This window comes from Kitasatospora sp. NPDC041917, from assembly GCF_055589745.1.
The window spans coordinates 169,337-188,358 of record NZ_JBVJBI010000015.1; the positions used below are offsets into that span (position 1 = coordinate 169,337).

Consider the following 19,022-nt stretch of genomic DNA (forward strand, 5'->3'; position numbering starts at 1 on the left):
TGTGTCGTCGGATCACCGGGACACTATCGATCAACCGCCGCGAGGCAGAAGAGGGGAACACGACATGGCCATCCACACCACGGCGAGGGCGGCGACGGGGACGGTGCCGGGAACGGCGGTGGAACAGCGTACCCGGGCCTTCCTGCGGGTCTCCGTCGCGCTCCAGACCGCGACCGTCCTCCTCCAGGCGGTCTCGGCCGGCCTGCTGCTCTCCACCTCCTACGGCGAACTGCTGCACGGCATCGGCGCGCGGGTGATGTACGGGGCCTCGATGCTGTACGTGCTCGCCGCCGTCCTGGCCTGGCGGCCGGGCGGCGGCTCGCCCCGTCCGATCCTGTACGCGTCGGGTTTCCTGGTGCTGGCCTCGGCGCAGGTCGTCCTCGGCATCGCCCACGTGCCGTCGGTCCACGTCCCGCTGGGCGTGCTGATCTTCGGCCTGAGCGTGGCCGTGCTGGTCCGGATGCCGGCCGCCCGCTCCACCGAGCGGACGGCCGGCACGAGGGACTGAGAGGTTCCTCAGGACCCGACGGCCCAGCTCTGGCCGGCTGCCGGGCGGGTGGTGACGGGGGTGCCGGCGGTGCCGGCGCGCGCGTCGAGGGCGAGGCCGGTGGCGACGTTGGTGACGGTGACGCCGGCCTCGCCCTGCGTCAGCTTCCACTCCTGCCAGGGGTTGCCGGGCGACAGGTCGAGCAGGTAGGCGCTGTAGCCGGCCGAGTTCCCGGCGGAGAGCACGGTGTGCCGGTGGGTGGCGGTGGCGCAGTTGTCGGTGATCCGGACGGTGCCGTCGGGGTTGGTGGTGAAGGTCCACTGCTGCGCCGCGTCACCGGGGCGCGCGGGCTCCAGGTCGGTGATCGAGCCGATCGGCGCGGTGCAGGAGCCGAGCAGCGAGAGCGCGAGGCCGCCGCTGGTCAGCGTGTGGTACTTCCCGTCGTCGACGACGCCCGACGGCCCGCCCGTCGACGTCGGGGTGAGCCGGTAGAGGGCCGCGCCGTGCGCCGGGAGCGAGGCGCCGATCGGCCCGGTGACGGTCGAACTCGCGCCCGTCCACAGCTCCTTGGCCCGGTAGCCGGAGCCGCCGAGGCCGAGTTCGGTGAGACTGGTGGAGACGCTGCGGCCGGCCGCCGGGTCCTGGTTGACGAGCAGCACGGCGGTGTCGCCGTTGGCGAGCTGCCGCTTGAGGACCACCGGCGCGCGCCCGTCGGCCGGCTTGGCGCCGACCAGGGTGGCGGGCTTGGCGAGGCCGTCCTGGTCGATCGCGATCACCTCGCGGTTCTTCAGGATCGCCAGGCTCGCGTCGTCGATCCCGGTGGACCAGGTGTAGCCGCCGTCGCTGTGCCGGGACTGCGCGGCGGTGCGCAGGTCGGCGCCGGAGATCAGCGGCGCGGCGAGCATGGCGAGGATCGAGGTCTCGGTGCGGGACTCGTCGTCGGTGAAGGGCTTGTGGCAGACGCAGGTGTCGGTGGTGCCCCACAGGCCGTAGACGTCCTGCCAGCCGGTGAACATCATGTCCAGGTCGTTCCAGCTGCCCGGGCGGACGTTGCCCGGGTACTGCAGCGCGGTCTGCAGCTGCCCGTTCCAGAGCACCCCGTCGAGCTCGCTGTCCCGGTCGCCGCCGATCCGGCAGAGGTTGGCGACCTGGCCGCACCAGACGCCGGTGGGCGCGTAGCCGGGGGCGTGGAACGGAGCCGTCCCGGCGGCCTGGACCACCGGGTCCGTGCGGGCCGGGTCGTCGGCGGCGAGCAGGTACGGGACGCCGGTGTGGGCGGGCTGGGCGGAGACGCTGAGGGTGACCTTGGGCCTGCCCTGGGTGGCGGAGGCGGCGTCCAGGGCACGCTGGAAGGTCTGCACCCGGGCGTAGACCGAGCGGGTCAGCTCCTTGCCCTCGCCCTGGGTGTAGTAGTTGTGCCCGTCCGGGCCGACGATCTGCGGGCCGTACGGGCAGTCGTCGTACTTGACGAAGTCGACGCCCCAGGAGACGAAGTCGGCCGCGTCGGTGGACTCGTGGCCGAGGCTGCCGGGGTGCATCTGGCAGGTGAGGTAGGTGTCGGTGGCGTAGAGGCCGAACTTCATGCCCTTGCCGTGCGCGTAGCGGGCCAGGTACTCGATGCCGTTGACGCTGCGCCCGTCCACGGTCTGCGCGGGGAAGTGGTCGGGGCGGGGGATCAGGTGGCCGGAGGTGGGGTCGTTGCCGGTGCCGTCGGTGCCGCTGACCGGGTTCCCGGCGTTGTCGTACAGCTGCATGCCGCCGTCGGCGTTGCGGACCAGGTCGGTGCTCTGGCCGTCGCGGTGCCAGAGCGACCAGCCGTCGTCGATGGTGACGGTGTCGTACCCGGCCGCCACCAGGCCGTTCGCGGCCATGAAGTCGATGGTCTGGACGACCTGCTCCTGGGTGACCTCGGTGCCGAGGGAGTTCCAGGAGTTCCAGCCCATGGGCGGGGTCAGGGCGTTGCCGTTGCCGAGCGCGGCGGCCGGCGCGGCCGTGCCGAGGCCGACGGCTCCCAGGCCGGCGGTGGCGAGGGCGAGGGACAGGAGGGATGCCGCGAGACGGCGGCGGGTTCGGCGCATGTGCGCACTCCTGAGGATGTGGGGGGACCGGTTGGTCGGGAAAGCTCATGGGGGGAGAGGGGATCGCGGCCGGCCGGGTGGGGCCGGCCGGCCGCGGGTGGGGCGGTGTGGGGGTCAGTCGGTGACGGTCGCGGTCGCGGAGCGGCCCGGGGCGAGGGTCACGGTGGTGGAGGTGTAGGTCACGCCGTCGACGGTCGTGGTGCGGGCCTCGCGCGGCGCGCCGTCGACGGTGACGCGGGCGTGCTGCCCGGGGAAGCGGGCCTCCCAGGTCAGCCGCTCGGTACCGGTGTTGGTGACGGTGCTGCGCTGGGTGCCGTCGTGGCGGACGGTCACCGTGCCGGCGCCCACCGGGATGCCCGCGACCTGGAGCCAGCCCATCGAGGAGGGCAGCTGCGGGGCGGTGGTGAGCGCGTGGCCGGCGGCGTCCGGGGTGACGCCGAGCAGGCCCTGGACGGTCTGGGCGAGCAGGGTGAACGGGACCTCGGGGTAGTCGCCGTTGAGCATCGCGCCGCTCACGTGCGGCTGGCCGGTGCTCTCGTAGATGTGCCGCATCCACTTCCAGGCGGTGGTGCCGTCGTGGTTGGCGAGGAAGGCGTCCGGGAGGTAGGTGTAGGCCTCCAGGTTGGCCGAGCGCTCCGGGCCGGAGTCGGCGGCGTCGACGGCGGCGAGGAAGCCGTCCCGGCGCGGGCCCGGGTCGAGCAGCCGCTTGACCGGCATCAGCACGCTCGCCTCGTAGCCCCAGCCGGTGATCGGCTTGCCGGTGGTGTCGTAGCCGTGGACGACCTCGCCGGGCTGCGAACCGTCCACGCTCCAGGTGGAGTTGACGTACGTGTGCAGCTGGTCGGCGGCCTTCCGGTAGCCGGCGGCGGAGGCGGAGTCGCCCCGGGCCTCGGCCAGTGTCGCGGCGGCGAGGTAGGCCTGGTACTGGGCGCCGACCGCGTCGCCCGCCTCGGCGTAGGTGCGGGTGGCGTTCTCGGCGTAGCTGGCGGTGCCGGCGAAGATGCTGCGGCTGGTGGCCTGCGGGATCGGCACCCCGCCGTTGTCGACCGGGCCGGGGCGGGCGGCGATGAACGGGCCGAGGGTGTTGCGGACGTAGCGGCCCAGGCCCGGGTCCTCGGCGTAGTCCCGGTCGCCGGTCCAGCGGAAGGCCTCGCCGGCCTGCTGGACGAGTTCGAACGGCGCGGGCAGCTCGCGGACGAAGCGGTCCGGGCCGCGGTAGTCGATGGCCGCGTAGCTGCGGGCGTCGAAGTTGAGCGCCCAGACCGGGTAGAGCCGGTTGACGTCGGTGGCGGAGGCCGCGAAGCCGCGCAGCATGGTCTTGTTCTCGGCGTCCAGCCCGAGCAGGTGGGCGCCGACCAGCTGGTGGGCGAAGTCACGGCTGTAGAAGGCGGAGCGGAACGGGTAGCCGGCCCAGTAGGAGGCGTCGTAGGTGGTGGTGCCGGTGCCGCCGGGGTGGTTCTCGTCCTGGTCGAGCACACCGGTGGCGCCGGGCTGCTGGACCCAGCTGTTGGCCTTGGTCTTGGCCCAGTCGAAGAGGGCGACGACCTCGGGGTCGGAGGAGCTGATCACCGGGTCGTTGGGGGCGGACGGGGCGACGGCGGCGTCGTCCACGTTGACCCAGCCCGTCGGGGAGGAGCCGATGGTGAGGGCGAGCCGGTCGCCGGCGGCGACCCGCACCCGGGGGAGGGTGTACTTCGCGTAGGTGGACTGCGCGGGCAGCGGCAGGGAGCGCACCACGGTGCCGTTGACGCTCACCGAGAGGCTGCCGCCGGCGCCGCCCGTCGCGATCCAGGCGGACAGGTCGTAGGTGCCCGCGGTGACGGCGGTGACCTGCTGGCTCACCGTGTAACCGGGGCCGGCGTCGAGGTAGGCGAGGCGGCTGCCGCCGTGCGGGTTGTTGGTGGCGGTGCCGGTGTGGGCGGTGAAGGTCCAGCCGGCGGCGGTGGACGGGGCGCCGGTGGCGGAGGCGCCGCTCCCGTCGCTCTGCTCGAAGCCGGGGTCGGCGAGGACCAGCGGCTCGGTGCGGGTGAGCGTCCAGCGGTGGGCCGGGCGGTGGTCGCAGTGGTGGTTCGCCGGGGCCGGGTCGGCGGTCAGACAGGCGCCGGTGCCGCGGACGGCGAGGGTGTAGGTGCCCTGCGGAGCACGGGAGACCGTGAAGCGCTCGGCCTCGGGGGCGGAGCCGCAGTCGGCGGTGGCGGGGCGGCGGTCCGGGCCGCCGAGGGTGAGGCAGCGGCCGCTGGCGGCGTTGACCAGGAGGTAGTCGCCGCCGGTGCGGCGCAGCTGCCAGCGCTGGCTGAGCAGCCGTCCACAGGCCGCGCCGAGCACCGGGGTGCCGGGGGCGGGCTGGGCGTACTGGGGGCCGAGGCAGGAGCCGTCCAGCGCGGAGCCGAGCAGGTAGCTGCCGCCGTCGACGAGCGGTGCTCCGGCGGCGGCCGGGGCCGGGGCGGCGCCGAGGGCCTGGGCGGTGAGGACGGCCAGGAGGGCGAGACCGGTGGGTAAGGCGCGGGGGCGGGGCGGCATGGCGGAGCTACCTCCGGTCGGTCGGTGGCGTGATGGCGTTGGAACGTTCAAATCGGGTGGGAAAGCCGAGCTATGATGCATCGCATGTGATGGGTGACATTTCACATGGTTGTTTCGGTCGCGTCAACGGGATGTGCGGTAAGGGCTTCCGGGAGGTGACCGGGACGAATGGTGAAGGCTCCCGCCCGACGGGGGTGGGCGGGAGCCTTCACGTCCTGGGGCGGGGTTCAGCGCTTCAGGGTGGCGAGCGTCTCGTCCAGGCTCGGCGTGCCGGAGCGGGGCCGGTTGTACGGGAACTTGGAGAGCATCGATCCCATCGCGCAGGTGTTGGTCAGGGCGGAGAAGGCCAGCCCGCCGCCGACGGCCGCGGAGACCCAGCGGGCGCCCGGCAGGGCGAGGTCGATCAGCACCCCGGCCAGCACCAGCGAGCCGGCCACCAGGCGGACCTGGCGGTCCAGTGCCCACACCCGGCGGGCGCCGGCCACCTGGTCCAGCGGCCGGCCGGCGTTCGCCCAGGCGTTGGTGCCGCCGGTCAGGGTGAGGGTCGGGACGCCGGCGTCGGACAGCCGGCGGCACGCGTTGTCGGCGCGAGGCCCGGCGGCGCAGACGACGGCGATCTCGCCGTGCGCGGCGGCCCCGCGCAGCGCGGGCAGGGCGCGGTCCAGCTGGTCGAGCGGGACGTTGAGGGCGCCGGGGATGTGGCCCGCGGCGTACTCGCCGGGGGAGCGGACGTCGATGAGGGTGAGCTGCCCGAGGCGGGGCTGGAGCTGCTCGACGGTCAGCGGCGTGGTCATGGGGGTGTGGGGTCCTCTCGGGAAGGGGGTGTGGGTGGGGATGGGGGTCGGGGGCTGGGCGTCGGGGGCTGGGCGTCGGCCCGCCGCGGTGGCGCCGTGGTCGGCCCGTTGCGGTGGTCGGCCCGGCGTGCTGAATCAGGCCGGCGTGCTGATCGGCCCGGCATGGTGAATCAGGCCGGCGTGCTGATCAGCATCAGCGCGGCGACGGCGAGCAGGGCGACGGCGAAGGCCTTCCGCAGGGTGCGCCCGCTGAGCTTGTCGGCCAGCCGCTTGCCGTCCCAGGCGCCGAGGATCGCGGCCCCGGCGAAGGGGGCGGCCACGGCCCAGTCGATCGCGCCGGTCGCGCCCAGGCGGGGCAGCAGGGCGGCGAGCGAGTTGGCGGTGATGACCAGCAGGCTGGTGCCGACCGCCTCGGCCATGGTGAAGGCGAGCACCGAGACCAGGGCCGGTACGGCGAGGAAGCCGCCGCCGACGCCGAGCAGTCCGGTGACGGTGCCGAGCCCGGCGCCCGCGGCCGTGGAGCGGCCGAGTCCTGCGGCGGAACGTTCCTGCGCCTCGACCTTGGGCGGCCTCAGCATCCGGAAGGCCGCGAGCGCCGCCAGCACCGCGAAGGCGCCGGTCAGCAGCGCGCCCGGCAGGTGGGCGGACAGCGCCCCGGCGGCCGCGGCGAGGGGCAGTCCGGCGGCGGCGAACAGGCCGCCGGTGCGCCAGCGGACCCGGCCCGCCCGGGCGTGGGCGATCAGGCCGGTCAGGGAGGTCGCGGCGACGATCACCAGGCTGGCGGTCGTGGCCAGCGCCGGGCTGAAGCCCAGCAGGTAGACCAGGGCGGGTACGGCGAGCATGCTGCCGCCGCCGCCCAGCCCGCCCAGGGCGAGCCCGACCACCGCGCCGGCGGCGAGTGCCAGGAGCAGCGTGGTCATATCACGTGCCCGGCGCTTCCGTCGGGCGTGGTGACCGGGAGCCCGGACAGGGCCCAGGCGTTCATGCCGCCGGCCATGTTCAGCACCTCGACGCCGCGCTGGGCGAGCAACTCCGCGGCGCGCCGGGAGCGGTGGCCGGAGCGGCAGATCGCCAGCACGGTCCGGCCGGCCGCCGCGGGCGGCAGCGGGACACCGGCGACCAGGCCGATCAGCGGCTGGTGCAGCGCGCCGGGGGCGTGCCCGGCGGCGAACTCGGCGGCCTCCCGGACGTCGAGCAGCACGGCGGCGCCGGTGCGGGCGAGTTCGTGGGCCTCGGCGGGGGTGGTCCGCCCGTGGGTGCGGTGTCCGTGGGTGCGGTGTTCGTGGGGAGCGGACCCGTGGGCGTGCGGCAGCAAAGGCATGCGGTGTCTCCAGTGGTGCAGACCGGACCGCACTGGTCCGGCAGGTCGGGGGCGGCGCGGGCGTCCGTACGGGCCCGGTGGCCCGGTACGGCGGCGTGACCGGTGCGTCCTCGGCCCCGCCCGTATCGGCTCGGCGGCGGTGGCCGGCCCCCTCGATGGCTTCACCATAGTACCCCCGGGGGTATTATCGAAATCGTTCGGACATACCCCCGCCCGTATCGGCTCCCGAAGCCGTATGCTCGCAAATATACCGAGGGGGGTATCACGATGGCGCTGTGGCGCCCAGGAATCCGGCTTCGCCAACCAGGAGAAGGCCGAGGCCCGACCCGGAGGAGACAACCCCGTGATCTTCAGCCAGTACTACCTCGACTGCCTCTCCCAGGCCTCCTACCTGATCGCCGACGAACGCACCGGCCAGGCCGTGATCGTCGACCCCCGCCGGGACGTCGACGAGTACCTCGCCGACGCCATGGCACGTGGCCTGACCGTCGTCGGCGTCATCAACACCCACTTCCACGCCGACTTCCTGGCCGGCCACCTCGAACTCGCCGCCCGCACCGGCGCCTGGATCGGCTACGGTCACCGCGCCGAGACCGAGTACCCCATCCGCAAGCTCGCCGACGGAGAGCGGATCGAACTCGGCGACGTCACCGTCCAGGTCCTCGAAACCCCCGGCCACACGCCCGAGTCGATCAGCATCCTGGTCTTCGAGCAGCCCGACGACACCGTCCCGTACGGTGTGCTCACCGGCGACGCGCTGTTCATCGGCGATGTCGGCCGCCCCGACCTGCTCGCCTCGGCCGGCGTCACCGCCGCCGAACTCGGCGCGATGCTGTACGACAGCGTCCACCGCAAGCTGCTCACTCTGCCCGACGAGACTCTCGTCTTCCCCGCCCACGGTGCCGGCTCGGCCTGCGGCAAGAACCTCTCCACCGACCGCCAGTCCACCATCGGGACGCAGCGACTGACCAACTACGCCTGCCGTCCCATGGATCAGGACACCTTCGTCCGCATCGTCACCGCCGGCCAGTCCACCGCCCCTGCCTACTTCGGCCACGACGCCGCCCTCAACCGGCAGGACCGCCCGCTGCTCGATCCCACGAACACAGCCCGGCCCCTGTGCCCCGAAGGCTTCAAGGAGGCCCGTTACGCGGGCGCCGTCGTCCTCGACGCGCGCAGCCCCCAGGACTTCGGCGCCGGACACATCCGCGGCGCCATCAACGTCCCCGTCGACGGCCGCTTCGCCGAACAGGCCGGCACCGTCCTCACCCCCGACAGCACCATCGCGATCATCGCCCCGCAGGACCGCGAGGGCGAGGTCGTCACCCGCCTCGCCCGCATCGGCTTCGACCACATCGCCGGCTACCTGCGCAACCCCGGCAACGCCCTGCCCGCCCTCGCCGACGAGGTCACCCCCGCCGGCCGCCTCACCGTCGACCAGCTCCGTACCGCCCTCACCGACACGCAGCCCCCCACCGTCCTGGACGTGCGCACCTGCGGCGAGCGCGAAACCGGCTCCATCGAAGGATCCCTGCACATCCCCCTGACCGAACTCCCAGGCCGCCTCGACGAGATCCCCACCGGCGGCCCCCTCGTCGTCCACTGCGCCAGCGGTCACCGCTCCTCCATCGCCGCCAGCCTGCTGCGCCACCACGGTCACACCGAGGTCTCCGACCTCCTCGGCGGCTACGATGCCTGGCACACCCTCATCCACCCGGCTCAAGCGTCATGACGTACCGCCAGTTGAGGCCGGGACGTCCCGTTTCATCGTGCGCGCACGAGGCTTGGACCAAGGGCGAGCCTCACTCGCGAACCGGACGACCCCGTCGTCGGTGGTGATCAGGTCGTCGGCCTCGGCCCGGTGATGACGAGGCCGCTGTTCAAGGGGGGCCGGGCCCGGGGTCTCTTGACCCGCTGTTCGGGGCATCGCCATCATGGGCCGTCATGTCGTGACTCCGCCGAGGGGGGAAGTCCGGTCCGAATCCGGCGCTGACCCGCAACGGTAGGCCGCCGGCCCCGCGTCGGCGGCGAGCCCGAGTACCCGTCGGCGGAGGTGTGTCACCCCTCCTCCCGTCGTGGTCTGCGGGCCGGAGCCCGCTGGCCCCTCGGCGCTCGCCGACGCCTTCCGGGCCCCTGCGTGCGGGCCCGGAAAGGCATCCCATGCCCGCCGTTCGCCGCTCCCTCGGCCCGCTCCCTCGGCCCGCTCGCGATACCCGCCCTCGCCACCCTGTTCCCGGCGGCGCGACGTCGACCTCCACATCCCGGAGGGCGAGCTCTGCCTGGTGGTCGGCCGCACCGGCGCCGGCAAGTCCACTCTGCTCGGCGCCGTCAACGGCCTCGTGCCGCACTTCACCGGCGGTACCTGCGCGGGCGCGTAACCGTGGACGGCCGCGACACCGCCCACCACCCCACGTGGGTGCGGGACCGGGACGGCGGGCTGACCGTCGACAACGTGCTGGAGACGCTGGACGGCCCGCCGCGGGAAGGTGAACGCCAACGGGCACCTCTCGGTCCGGACCGGGGACGCCTGGGTCCTGCACACCACCGACGACAAGGTGGCGATCAACAGCAACCTGCGCGTCCACGGGGCGTTCCGGGCTGACAGCTGACGGCCCCTTCGGCGGCCCCCGCTCCCCGGATCACCGGATCACCGGATCACCGGATCACCGGATCACCGGGGAGCGGGGGCCCGCCGGTCGTCGGACGGGCGCGGCGGCGGGGCTCACATCCGGCGGACGCGCAGCACGCCGGTCAGCATCGGGAGGGTGAACTCGCCGGAGCCGGTCTCCGGTCGGTCGGCGAGATAGGCGTGGGTGGCGTCCAGCAGGGCCTTCCGCTCCTGCTCCGGCATGACCAGGACGCCCGCCTTCGTCGCGAGGGTGGCGGCGAGGGACTCCGCGGTCCGCTGCTGCCCGTGCGGGAACTCCGCCTGCTCCGGCGAGTCGAACCACGCGCCCCCGCCGGACCTGGGCAGGTGCATCCGCGCCGTCTCGGTGCGCCAGCCGGCGGGCACGTCGCGCGGGCCGATGGCGGCGGGGCCGGTGACGCGGGCGAGGTCGGCCACCCAGTCGACTCCGTCGTCGAAGACGTTCCACAGGCCGGCCAGCACACCGGCGGGCGCGAGGACCCGGGCGATCTCCGGGCCCGCGACGTCCATGTCGAACCAGTGCATGGCGTTGCCGGACACCACCGCGTCGACGGAGCCGTCCGCCAGCGGGATCGCCTCGGCGCTGCCCGGCAGCGCGCGCACGTCCGGCAGTGTGCCGCGCAGCTCGGCCAGCATCGCCGGGTCGGGCTCGACCGCCACGACGTCGTGGCCGAGGGCGACCAGCGTGGCGGTGAGCTTGCCCGTCCCGGCGCCGAGGTCGAGCACCCGCGGGCCCGGCGCGGTGTCGAGGGCCCAGCGCACGGCGGCCCGCGCGTAGTCCGGGCGGTGCTCGGCATAGGCGACCGCCGCCCTTCCGAACGACGAGCCGTGCAGCCGCCGTTCGTCCTGTGCGGACGGCTGCCCGGTGCGCAGGTGGCCCGGTGCGGCGTCCTGGTGGTGCCCGGTGGTGCGGTCGGTCCCCGTCATCGAAGCTCCTTCGGATCGGCGGTCTGTGCCGGGTGGGTGCACAGCGCGCTGCGGCCGACCGGGGTCGACCCGACCCGGACGGCGCGATGTATCGAACCGATACATCGAGACCCTAGGCACCGGAGTGCCGCGGCACAAGGCCCGCGTCCGCTGACCGGGGATCAGGACCGGTGCGCGGGCGGGTGGTCGCGGAGCCCGGCGACGGCGGCCCGTGGGTGATCGCTAGCCTGACGCGGTGACGATCGAACTGCGGATACTGTCCACCGTCTCCTGCCGAGGCGAGGAGGTCACCGCCCCCGGATTGCGGGGGCTGCTCGCGCTGTTGGCGCGGGAGGTGCGGGGCGGGTGCGGCCGGGGGAGCCTGCTGGACGGGCTGTGGCCGGAGGACGGGCCCGAGCGGCCGGAGAAGGCGCTGCAGGTGCTGGTGTCGCGGGCGCGGGCGAAGTTCGGGGCGGACCTGATCGTCAGCACGCCGACCGGGTACCGGCTGGGGCTCGGGGAGGAGCGGGTGGACGCCTCCGCCGTGCTGTTGCACGCCGCCGCCTGCGCCGAGAAGGCGCGGGCCGGGGACCACGCCGGGGCGCTCGCCGAGGCCGAGACGGGGCTGGAGCTCTGGGAAGGCGAGAGCGGGCCCGCCGACCCCGACGGGACGGACCCGGTGTCCGCGCTGCGCGTCGAGCGGGACCCTACCCACCGGGCGTTGCGGCGTGGCCGGGCGCTCGCGCTGGCGCGCACCGGGCTGCACCCGGAGGCCGTCGAGGCGCTCGCCGAGGAGGCCGCCGGGCAGCCGAGGGACGAGGAGGTGCTGCTGGAGCTGCTGCGCAGCGAGGCCCGGACGGCCGGGGCGGCGGCCGCGCTGGGCCGGTACGACCGCTACCGCCGCGGCCTGCGGGACACCCTGGGCGCCGACCCCGGCCCCGAACTGCGGCAACTGCACCAGGAGTTGCTGCGCGGCGAGGCGGCGCCGGTGCGGCGCGGGGTGCCGCACGAGCCGAACGCCCTGGTGGGCCGGGAAGCCGACCTCGTCGCCGTGGCGGAGCTGCTGGGCGCCGCCCGGGTGGTGTCGGTGGTCGGCCCCGGCGGGCTCGGCAAGACCCGGCTGGCCGCCGCCGTGGCACGCGCGGCGACGCAGCGGGTGGTGCACCTGGTGCCGCTCGCCGCAGTGGCTGCCGACCGGGACGTGGCCGGGGCGGTCGCGGCCTCGCTCGGCACCGGGGACCGGGCGGGGATCGCCGGCGCCCTGGGCCCCGGGCCGGTGCTGCTGGTGCTGGACAACTGCGAGCAGGTGGTGCGCGGCGTCGCCGACCTGGTGCGGGCGCTGGTCGCGGCCCGCCCCGACCTGCGGGTGCTCACCACCAGCCGCACGCCGCTCGGGATCTCTGCCGAATCGCTGTACCTGCTCCCCGAGCTGGACCGGGCGGCCGCCGTCGAGCTGTTCGCCCAGCGGGCCCGCGCGGCCCGGCCCGACGTCGAGCTGCCCGTCGGTCCGGTCGCCGGCCTGTGCGCCCGGCTGGACGGGCTGCCGCTGGCGCTGGAGCTGGCGGCGGCCCGGGTGCGGGTGCTGACGGTGACCGGGATCGCCGACCGGCTGGCCGACCGCTTCGCCCTGCTGCGCGGCGGACCGCGCGACGCGCCGCAGCGCCACCGCACCCTGCAGGCCGTGGTCGACTGGAGCTGGAACCTGCTGGACCCGCCGGGCCGGGCCGCCCTGCGCGCGCTGTCCGTCTTCCCCGGCGGTTTCACCGCCGAGGCGGCGGAGCGGCTGCTCGGCGCCGCCGCCGACAGCACCGGTGCCGACGTCCTGACCGTCCTGGAGGACCTGGTCGACCAGTCCCTGCTGCGCCTGGCCGACACCCCGAGCGGCGGACGGTTCCGGATGCTGGAGACGGTCCGCGAGTTCGGCGCGGCCGAGCGGACGAAGGCGGCGGAGGACGAGACCGTCACCGCCGGATTCCTCACCTGGGCACGGGAGTTCGGCATCGCCCACCACGACGGCCCGTTCGGCCCGGCGGCCGTGCCGCAGTGGCGGCTGGTCCGGGCCGAACAGGACAACCTGGTCCGCGCGCTGCGCCTGGCCCTCGCCGCCGGGGACGGACCGACGGTCGCCGCCACCGCCGCCGTCCTCGCCGGGCTGTGGACCGCCGAGGGCAACTACGTCCGGCTGCTCGCCCTCGCCGAGGACACCGGCGGCCCGGTCTCCCGGCTGCGCCCCGGGCCCGAACTGCTGGAGCCGGTGCGCACCCTCACCGCGCTGAGCACCGTCAACACCCTGCTCGCCGCGGGCGGCGGGCTCGGCACCGGCACCGGCGCGCTGCGCCTGCTCGCCGCCCTGCGCCGACTGCCCCCGGCCGCGCCGGACACCCCGGTCCGGGCGATCGCCACCGTGATGGCGGCCGTCCCCGAGGTGCTGGGCTCCACGCCGGACGGTCCGGACGGCGCTGTGGACGGCGCTCTGGACGGCAGCGCGCTGGCAGTCCTGTGCGCCGCCCCGGAACCGCTGCTCGCCGGTGTGGCCGAGGCGGTGGCCGGCTACCGGTGGGAGCGCGCCCAGGAGACGGAGCGGGCGACCGCCTCGGCGCGGCGGACGCTGGCGGCCGTCGAGGCGCTGCCGGTGCCCTGGCTGCGGGTGCTCGCGCTCGCCCGCCTCGGCGAACTGCACCTCCAGGGCGAGCGCGGCGCCGAGGCGCTGCCGCTGCTGCGTGCGGCGATGGCCGAGCTGGACCGGCTCGGCGACTGGAGCGACATGCTGGGCCTGCGCTGGGGCATGGTGATCGGCAGTCTGCAGGCCGGGGACCCGGACGGTGCCGAACACTGGCTGGAGCTGGCGGTGCGGCACCGGCCGGCCGATGCCGTCGACCTGCTCACCCCCGAGCTGGGCGCCCGGGCGGAGATCGCCCTCGCCCGGGGCGAGGTGCGGACCGGGCTGGCGCTGTGGCGGCGGTCCGTCGCCATGGTCACGCGTGCCGCGGAGCCGCCCGCGGAACTGCTCGCGCGTGCCGCGGAGTTGCCCGCGGAACTGCTCGCCCGCGGTGCGGAGCCGCCCGCGGAGCCCCTCCCCGACCCGTCCTGGGCGCTTGAGCTGGTGGCGGCCTGCGTGGCCGCGCACGCCCGGCACGGCGAGCCGGACCGGGTGGCCGCCCTGGCCGCCGGACTCCCGGAGCGGCTGGCCGAACTGCTCGACCGGCCGGCCGCCCTGGTGGAGGGCCCGCTCGCCGGGGCGCTGCTGCTGGCACTCGGCCTGGCGGCGCTGGACCGGGGCGCCCGCGACGGCGATCCCGAGCGGACCAGGGCGGGCGTGCGGCTGGTCGTGCTGGCCGAGCGGTTCCGCTGCCTGCGCAACTTCCGGCCGACCATGGGCTCGGCGGAGGCCCGGGCCGAGGCCGAGCGGGCCGACCCGGGGGAGTGCCGTCGGGCGATCGCCGAGTACGGGGCGGCGGACCGCACCGCCCTGGCGGCCGAGGCCCGCCGGCTGGCGGGCGTCCGACCGTGCGGTCCGGACGCCTGAGATCCGGCCCGCCGCGACGGCAGCCGCTCAGAGCCGCACCGGCAGCCGCAGCAGGTGGAAGCCGTCGGCCGGCCAGTGGCCGAACTCCAGCTCGTCCCGGGCGACCCCCAGCGCCGCTTCCGGCCGCCGGATCACCACCCGCTCCAGCACCACCGAGGTGACCAGCCGGCCGAGGGCCGCGCCCAGGCAGTAGTGCGCGCCGTGGCCGAACGCCAGGTGGCCGTCGCCACGTCCGAACTCCCGGGCGATGTCCAGGCGTTCGGGCGCCTCGCCGTACTCCTGCGGGTCGTGGTCGGCGGCCAGCAGGGCGACGGTGACCGGGTCGCCGGCGCGCAGCGCCGTCCCGGCGAACTCGAAGTCCTCGGCCGCGTACAGGGTCGCGCCGATCCGGACCAGGGTGATGTGGCGCAGCAGTTCGGGGACGGCCCGCTCCAGCAGCTTCGGCTCGGCGCGCAGCCGGGCCAGCTGGTCGGGGTGGTCGAACAGGGCGAGCAGGCCGTGGGCGAGGAACAGGGCGGGCGGGGTGATGCCGGTGTTGATCAGCAGGACGACGATCGAGATCAGGTCGTCCTCGTCCAGCGGCTGCTCGCCCTCGCGGGTGTCGTGCACCAGGGCGGAGACGAGGTCCTCGGTGCGCTCGGAACGGCGGCGGGCGACCAGTTCCCTGACGTGGTCGACGATGCCGACCAGGCCCTCGATCATCCGGCTGCCGTCGCCGTACGCGAAGTCGCGGATCCAGTCGCAGACCCGGGGCCGGTCGGCCTCCTCGACGCCGACCAGCTCGCAGACCAGGTGGGTGGTCAGCGGGTAGGCGAACTCGCCCAGCAGGTCGGCCGGTTCGTCCCGGGCGGCGAGGCCGGCCAGCAGCTCGTCGGCGGTGCGCTCGACGAAGCCGCGCAGGGCGGCGATCCGGCGGGCGGTGAAGGCGCGGGTCAGCGGCGCGCGGCGGCGGGCGTGCTCCTCGCCGTCGAACAGCGCGAGGTGACCGGAGAGGTACTTGGCGTACTCGGCCGGGAAGCCGTCGAAGGCGGCGGCCATCAGTTCGTCCTGCGGGTCGGATTCGGCGCCGGCCGGGGCGGCGATGCCCGTGCGGTCCCGGACCAGCCGCGGTTCGGTGAGGGCGGCCTTGACGTCGGCGTAGCGGGTGACCAGCCGGACCGGGGTGTCCAGGCCGGGCAGGACGACCTGGGGCAGTGCGCGCTGTCCACGGAACCGGGCGTAGGCGCCGGCGGGGTTCTCGATGTCCTCGGGGGTGAGCCGGACGGGGGTGGTGGTCATACCGGGTGCTCCTTCAGCGCTCTGCCGCCTCGTGGCGGGCTCTCCGATGGCCAGGAGCTTGCCGGGGTCCGCCTTCAACGCGGTTTCAGCACGGTTTCAGTCGCCCGGGGGCGGCGGGTCGGACGGCGGGTCCGAGGACGGATCGAGCGGCAACGGATCGAACAGTAGAATTGAACGCGTTCAGAAGGGTGGGCTAGGCTGGTTCCGAGGAACCGAGGCACGAGGGGGAGCCCATGAAGGTCGTCATTCCCGGCGGATCGGGTGCGCTCGGGGCGCTGCTCGACCGGAGCCTGACCGCCGCCGGACACGAGGTCGTCGTACTGAGCCGCAGGCCCGCCGGGCCCCGGCAGGTCGGCTGGGACGGGCGGACCCTCGGCGCCTGGGCGGCGGAGATCGACGGCGCCGACGTCGTGCTCAACCTCGCCGGGAGCAGCATCAACTGCCGCTACACGGAGGCGAACCGGCAGGAGATGATGGACTCCCGGGTGCGGTCGACCCGGGTCGTCGGCGAGGCCGTCGCGGCCGCCCGCCGCCCGCCCGCGTCCTGGCTCCAGATGAGCACCGCCACCGTCTACGCCCACCGCCACGACGCCCCCAACGACGAGCGGGACGGCCTGATCGGCGGCAGCGAGCCCGACGCCCCGCCCGCCTGGCGGCACAGCATCGACGTCGCCCGGGCCTGGGAGCGCACCCAGGCGGAGGCCGACACCCCGCACACCCGCCGGGTCGCGCTGCGCACCGCCGCCGTCCTCGGCCCCGAACGCGGCGGCTCCCTCGACGCGCTCTCCTGGCTGGCCCGGCTCGGCGCCGGCGGCCCCGTCGCGGGCGGCGCCCAGTACGTCTCCTGGATCCACGAGCGGGACTTCGCCCGCGCCGTCGAGTTCCTGATCGCCCGTGAGGACCTCACCGGCCCGGTCAACCTCGCGGCCCCGAACCCGCTGCCCCAGCGCGAGTTCATGCGCGAGCTGCGGGCCGCCTGGGGCATGCCGCTGGCCCTGCCCGCCACCCGCTGGATGGCCGAGCTGGGCGCCTTCGCGCTGCGCTCCGACACCGAGCTGCTGCTGAAGAGCAGGCGCGTCGTCCCGACCCGCCTGCTCGACGCCGGCTTCGCCTTCGACCACCCGAGCTGGCCGGAGGCCGCCCGTAACCTCGTCCGGCGGCTGCGCGGGCGGTAGCCCGCCGTCGAAGCGCGGCGCCGAGGCTTCGTCACGGGGCCGTCACAGCTCTCCGCCGACGCTTGCCCGGGCCCGGCGGCTCCCGGGAGCCTGGAGCCACACACCGGGGGACACCAGGGGGCGGGATGCGGACGGTACGGCTGGCGTTCATGCGGCAGTGGGGAGGCAACATCGGGATCGGCCTCGCGCTGGCCGTGGTGGCGATGCTCGCGCTGGTCGGATCCGGTGCCACCGGCCCGGGCGAGGCCACCCTGATCGGGGCGCTGATCGCCGTCGCGGTGGCCGTCGCGGTGCCGCACACCTGCTGGCTGCGGGAGGACGAGCAGGGCCTCACCCTGGTCCGGCTGCTGGTTCCGCGCCGCTACGCCTGGTCGGAGATCCGCGGCCTGGCCATGGAGTTCGGGGAGGAGGTCGAGACCAGCGGCCACCACGTCACCCTCCGGCTGCGCCTCGCGGACCCGCCGGGCCGGTTCTGGGGCCCGCGCCTCGGCCGGATCGACGTCACCGAGGACGACCTGCCGCGCGGCACTGAACCGCGCGCCCTCGCCGAACTGTTCGCCCTGTTCGGCCGGCGCGGACTCCCCGTCGACCGGCCGGAGTTCGCGAACGAGGTGCTCCACGTCCGCGGGCTGCCGCCGCTGCCGTCCCGGCCGGTGCGCACCGTGCCGGCCGGGACGGTGCCCACGGCGGCCCAGGCCTACGCGGACGCCCCGGGCGTCGAGGAGGAGGAGAAGGACCTGGCCGCCCGCCGGAGCACCGCCAAGAGCCCGCCCCGCAAGCGGCGCGAGTACCTGCTGCGCACCGCCGCCCGGGCCGACCGCCTGGCGCTGGCGGACGGTGACGAGGACATGGGGCAGGTGGTGGGGGCACGGATCGCGGCCGGGAACCTGACCGAGCACGACGGCGTCACCGCCGACGGCGACGACGCGCGCGCATACGTCCGCCAGCAGTACCTGGACTGGCGCCGGACCTCCGCCCGAGTGCGGCGCGGAGAGCGAAGCAGGTGATCCGTGAGCATTTCTGACGATACGCCATCCTGTGCGGATCCGGACCTCCGTGCGCGGGAGGCGGGCGTGCCCGGACGCGTGGGTACGAGTGCGAACGGCATGCTAGCTTCCCGGCATGGGGCGATGCAGGGCTCGTGGGGTGGCGGCACGGTCGGCGATCGAGGGGATGCGGGAGCTCGCGGGGGCGGGGCTGACGGCTTCGGAGGTCTTCCGGCGGGCGGATGAACTGCTGCGCCCGGTGCTGGAGTTCGACGCGGTGTGCTGGCACACCGCGGACCCCGCCACCGGGCTGGTGAACTCGGTGCAGAGCGAGGACCTCACCCTCGACGAGTTCGAGCACGCCGTGCGCCTTGAGGTGTGGGCGGACGACGTCGCGACCTTTCCCAAGATCCGACGCAGCGGGGTGCACGCCGAGACGCTGAGCCGGGCGACCCGGGGGCGGATCGAGGAGAGCGTACGGTTCCGGGAGCAGGTGGCGCCGGCCGGGTTCGGGGACGAGCTGCGGGCGGTGTTCGACGCGGCGGGCGGCATGTGGGGGTGCGCGGCGTTCCTGCGGGCCCCGGACCGCGGCCCCTACCTGGAGCGACACCGCGAGCTCGCCGACGTCGCCGCCCGGCACCTGGGCCATGCGCTGAGGGCGTGCCACGTGCCGGCCGGGGCGGCGGTCGGCGTTCCGGCCGGGCCGGATCCCGGTCCTGCGGTGCTGGTGCTCGACCGGCGCAACCGGCTGCAGGCCCTGTCCGGGCCGGCCGAGGAACTGCTCGCCCGGCTGGCCGACCCGACGCCGTCCTCGCTCGCCGTCCCGACCAGCGTGGCGATGGCCGCCGAGCATGCCCGCCGGACGGCGCACGGGCTGGTCGTACCGCAGCTCCCGGTGCGGGTGCGGACCAGGGACGAGCGGTGGTACCTGCTGCACGGGGCCGCCCTGCGCGGTGGCGAGGCGGAGGACGCGGTGACGGTGGTGGCCTCGCTCGCCTCGCCGGCCGAGGTGATGCCGCTCCACCTGGCCGCGTTCGGGCTGACCGCCCGCGAGCAGGAGGTGGCGTTGCTGCTGGTGCGCGGCGGTGACACCAGGGACGTGTCCCGGCTGCTCGCGATGACGCCGTACACGGTGCAGGACCACCTGAAGTCGGTCTTCACCAAGACCGGCGTGGGCAGCCGCCAGGAGCTGACCGCGCGGATCATGCTCGGCGAGGGACGCCTCTGACCCGCGCCCCGGTCGAGTGCGCCCCGCCGCGCGCCCCCCAGAAATCTGGGATGGAGGCGGCCCCGCCGCGACCGTG

At 75.2% G+C, this 19,022-nt stretch carries 14 protein-coding genes and 1 pseudogene; 8 read left to right on the top strand and 7 right to left on the bottom strand.

Going from position 1 to position 19,022, the window contains the following annotated elements; all coding sequences use genetic code 11:
- The first annotated feature begins 64 nt into the window (after positions 1-64).
- Positions 65-508, top strand: coding sequence for a hypothetical protein (locus tag ACZ6EM_RS20530; protein WP_401047159.1), 444 nt, complete (start codon positions 65-67; stop codon positions 506-508).
- An 8-nt stretch (positions 509-516) separates the two neighbouring features.
- Here the strand turns inward: ACZ6EM_RS20530 and ACZ6EM_RS20535 are convergent, their stop codons facing one another.
- From ACZ6EM_RS20535 to ACZ6EM_RS20555, 5 genes are all read right to left on the bottom strand, one after another.
- On the bottom strand, positions 517-2,565 hold the full coding sequence (locus tag ACZ6EM_RS20535; protein ID WP_465772926.1) for an alpha-galactosidase: 2,049 nt from the start codon (positions 2,563-2,565) through the stop codon (positions 517-519).
- Positions 2,566-2,679: 114 nt separating this feature from the next.
- On the bottom strand, positions 2,680-5,085 hold the full coding sequence (locus ACZ6EM_RS20540; RefSeq protein WP_465772927.1) for an RICIN domain-containing protein: 2,406 nt from the start codon (positions 5,083-5,085) through the stop codon (positions 2,680-2,682).
- Positions 5,086-5,312: 227 nt separating this feature from the next.
- Positions 5,313-5,879, bottom strand: a complete 567-nt coding sequence (locus ACZ6EM_RS20545) for a rhodanese-like domain-containing protein (RefSeq protein WP_452179169.1) — start codon at positions 5,877-5,879, stop codon at positions 5,313-5,315.
- Between the two features lie 170 nt (positions 5,880-6,049).
- Positions 6,050-6,799, bottom strand: a complete 750-nt coding sequence (locus tag ACZ6EM_RS20550) for a sulfite exporter TauE/SafE family protein (protein WP_465772928.1) — start codon at positions 6,797-6,799, stop codon at positions 6,050-6,052.
- Entirely contained in the window at positions 6,796-7,200 is a 405-nt protein-coding gene (locus ACZ6EM_RS20555) for a rhodanese-like domain-containing protein (RefSeq protein WP_465772929.1), read from the bottom strand. Before ACZ6EM_RS20555 ends, ACZ6EM_RS20550 begins: the two co-directional genes overlap by 4 nt.
- Positions 7,201-7,543: 343 nt before the next feature.
- Between ACZ6EM_RS20555 and ACZ6EM_RS20560 the strand changes: the two genes are divergently transcribed.
- From ACZ6EM_RS20560 to ACZ6EM_RS20570, 3 genes and pseudogenes are all read left to right on the top strand, one after another.
- The gene (locus ACZ6EM_RS20560; protein ID WP_452179172.1) at positions 7,544-8,932 is read left to right on the top strand and encodes a rhodanese-like domain-containing protein; all 1,389 of its coding nucleotides are present in this window, start codon (positions 7,544-7,546) and stop codon (positions 8,930-8,932) included.
- 508 nt (positions 8,933-9,440) lie between these two features.
- Positions 9,441-9,610 (top strand): annotated as a pseudogene (locus tag ACZ6EM_RS20565) (ATP-binding cassette domain-containing protein); the annotation flags it as partial.
- Positions 9,611-9,686: 76 nt separating this feature from the next.
- Positions 9,687-9,809 carry a hypothetical protein gene (locus ACZ6EM_RS20570; RefSeq protein WP_452179184.1) on the top strand — a complete coding sequence of 41 codons (123 nt, stop codon included), beginning with the start codon at positions 9,687-9,689 and terminating at the stop codon, positions 9,807-9,809.
- 113 nt (positions 9,810-9,922) lie between these two features.
- Here ACZ6EM_RS20570 and ACZ6EM_RS20575 read toward each other — a convergent pair whose 3' ends face one another.
- A complete protein-coding gene (locus ACZ6EM_RS20575) occupies positions 9,923-10,774 on the bottom strand; it encodes a class I SAM-dependent methyltransferase (RefSeq protein ID WP_452179173.1) in 852 nt (283 codons plus the stop codon).
- A 235-nt stretch (positions 10,775-11,009) separates the two neighbouring features.
- Here ACZ6EM_RS20575 and ACZ6EM_RS20580 point away from each other — a divergent pair, with 235 nt between their 5' ends.
- Entirely contained in the window at positions 11,010-14,279 is a 3,270-nt protein-coding gene (locus ACZ6EM_RS20580) for an ATP-binding protein (RefSeq protein ID WP_465772930.1), read from the top strand.
- A gap of 27 nt (positions 14,280-14,306) precedes the next feature.
- Here ACZ6EM_RS20580 and ACZ6EM_RS20585 read toward each other — a convergent pair whose 3' ends face one another.
- On the bottom strand, positions 14,307-15,557 hold the full coding sequence (locus ACZ6EM_RS20585; protein ID WP_465772931.1) for a cytochrome P450: 1,251 nt from the start codon (positions 15,555-15,557) through the stop codon (positions 14,307-14,309).
- Between the two features lie 233 nt (positions 15,558-15,790).
- Between ACZ6EM_RS20585 and ACZ6EM_RS20590 the strand changes: the two genes are divergently transcribed.
- From ACZ6EM_RS20590 to ACZ6EM_RS20600, 3 genes are all read left to right on the top strand, one after another.
- Entirely contained in the window at positions 15,791-16,732 is a 942-nt protein-coding gene (locus ACZ6EM_RS20590) for a TIGR01777 family oxidoreductase (protein WP_452179176.1), read from the top strand.
- A 125-nt stretch (positions 16,733-16,857) separates the two neighbouring features.
- Positions 16,858-17,739: a hypothetical protein gene (locus ACZ6EM_RS20595; RefSeq protein ID WP_465772932.1), complete on the top strand. Its 882-nt coding sequence runs from the start codon at positions 16,858-16,860 to the stop codon at positions 17,737-17,739.
- A gap of 166 nt (positions 17,740-17,905) precedes the next feature.
- Positions 17,906-18,946, top strand: a complete 1,041-nt coding sequence (locus ACZ6EM_RS20600; protein WP_465772933.1) for a helix-turn-helix transcriptional regulator — start codon at positions 17,906-17,908, stop codon at positions 18,944-18,946.
- Positions 18,947-19,022: the final 76 nt, after the last annotated feature.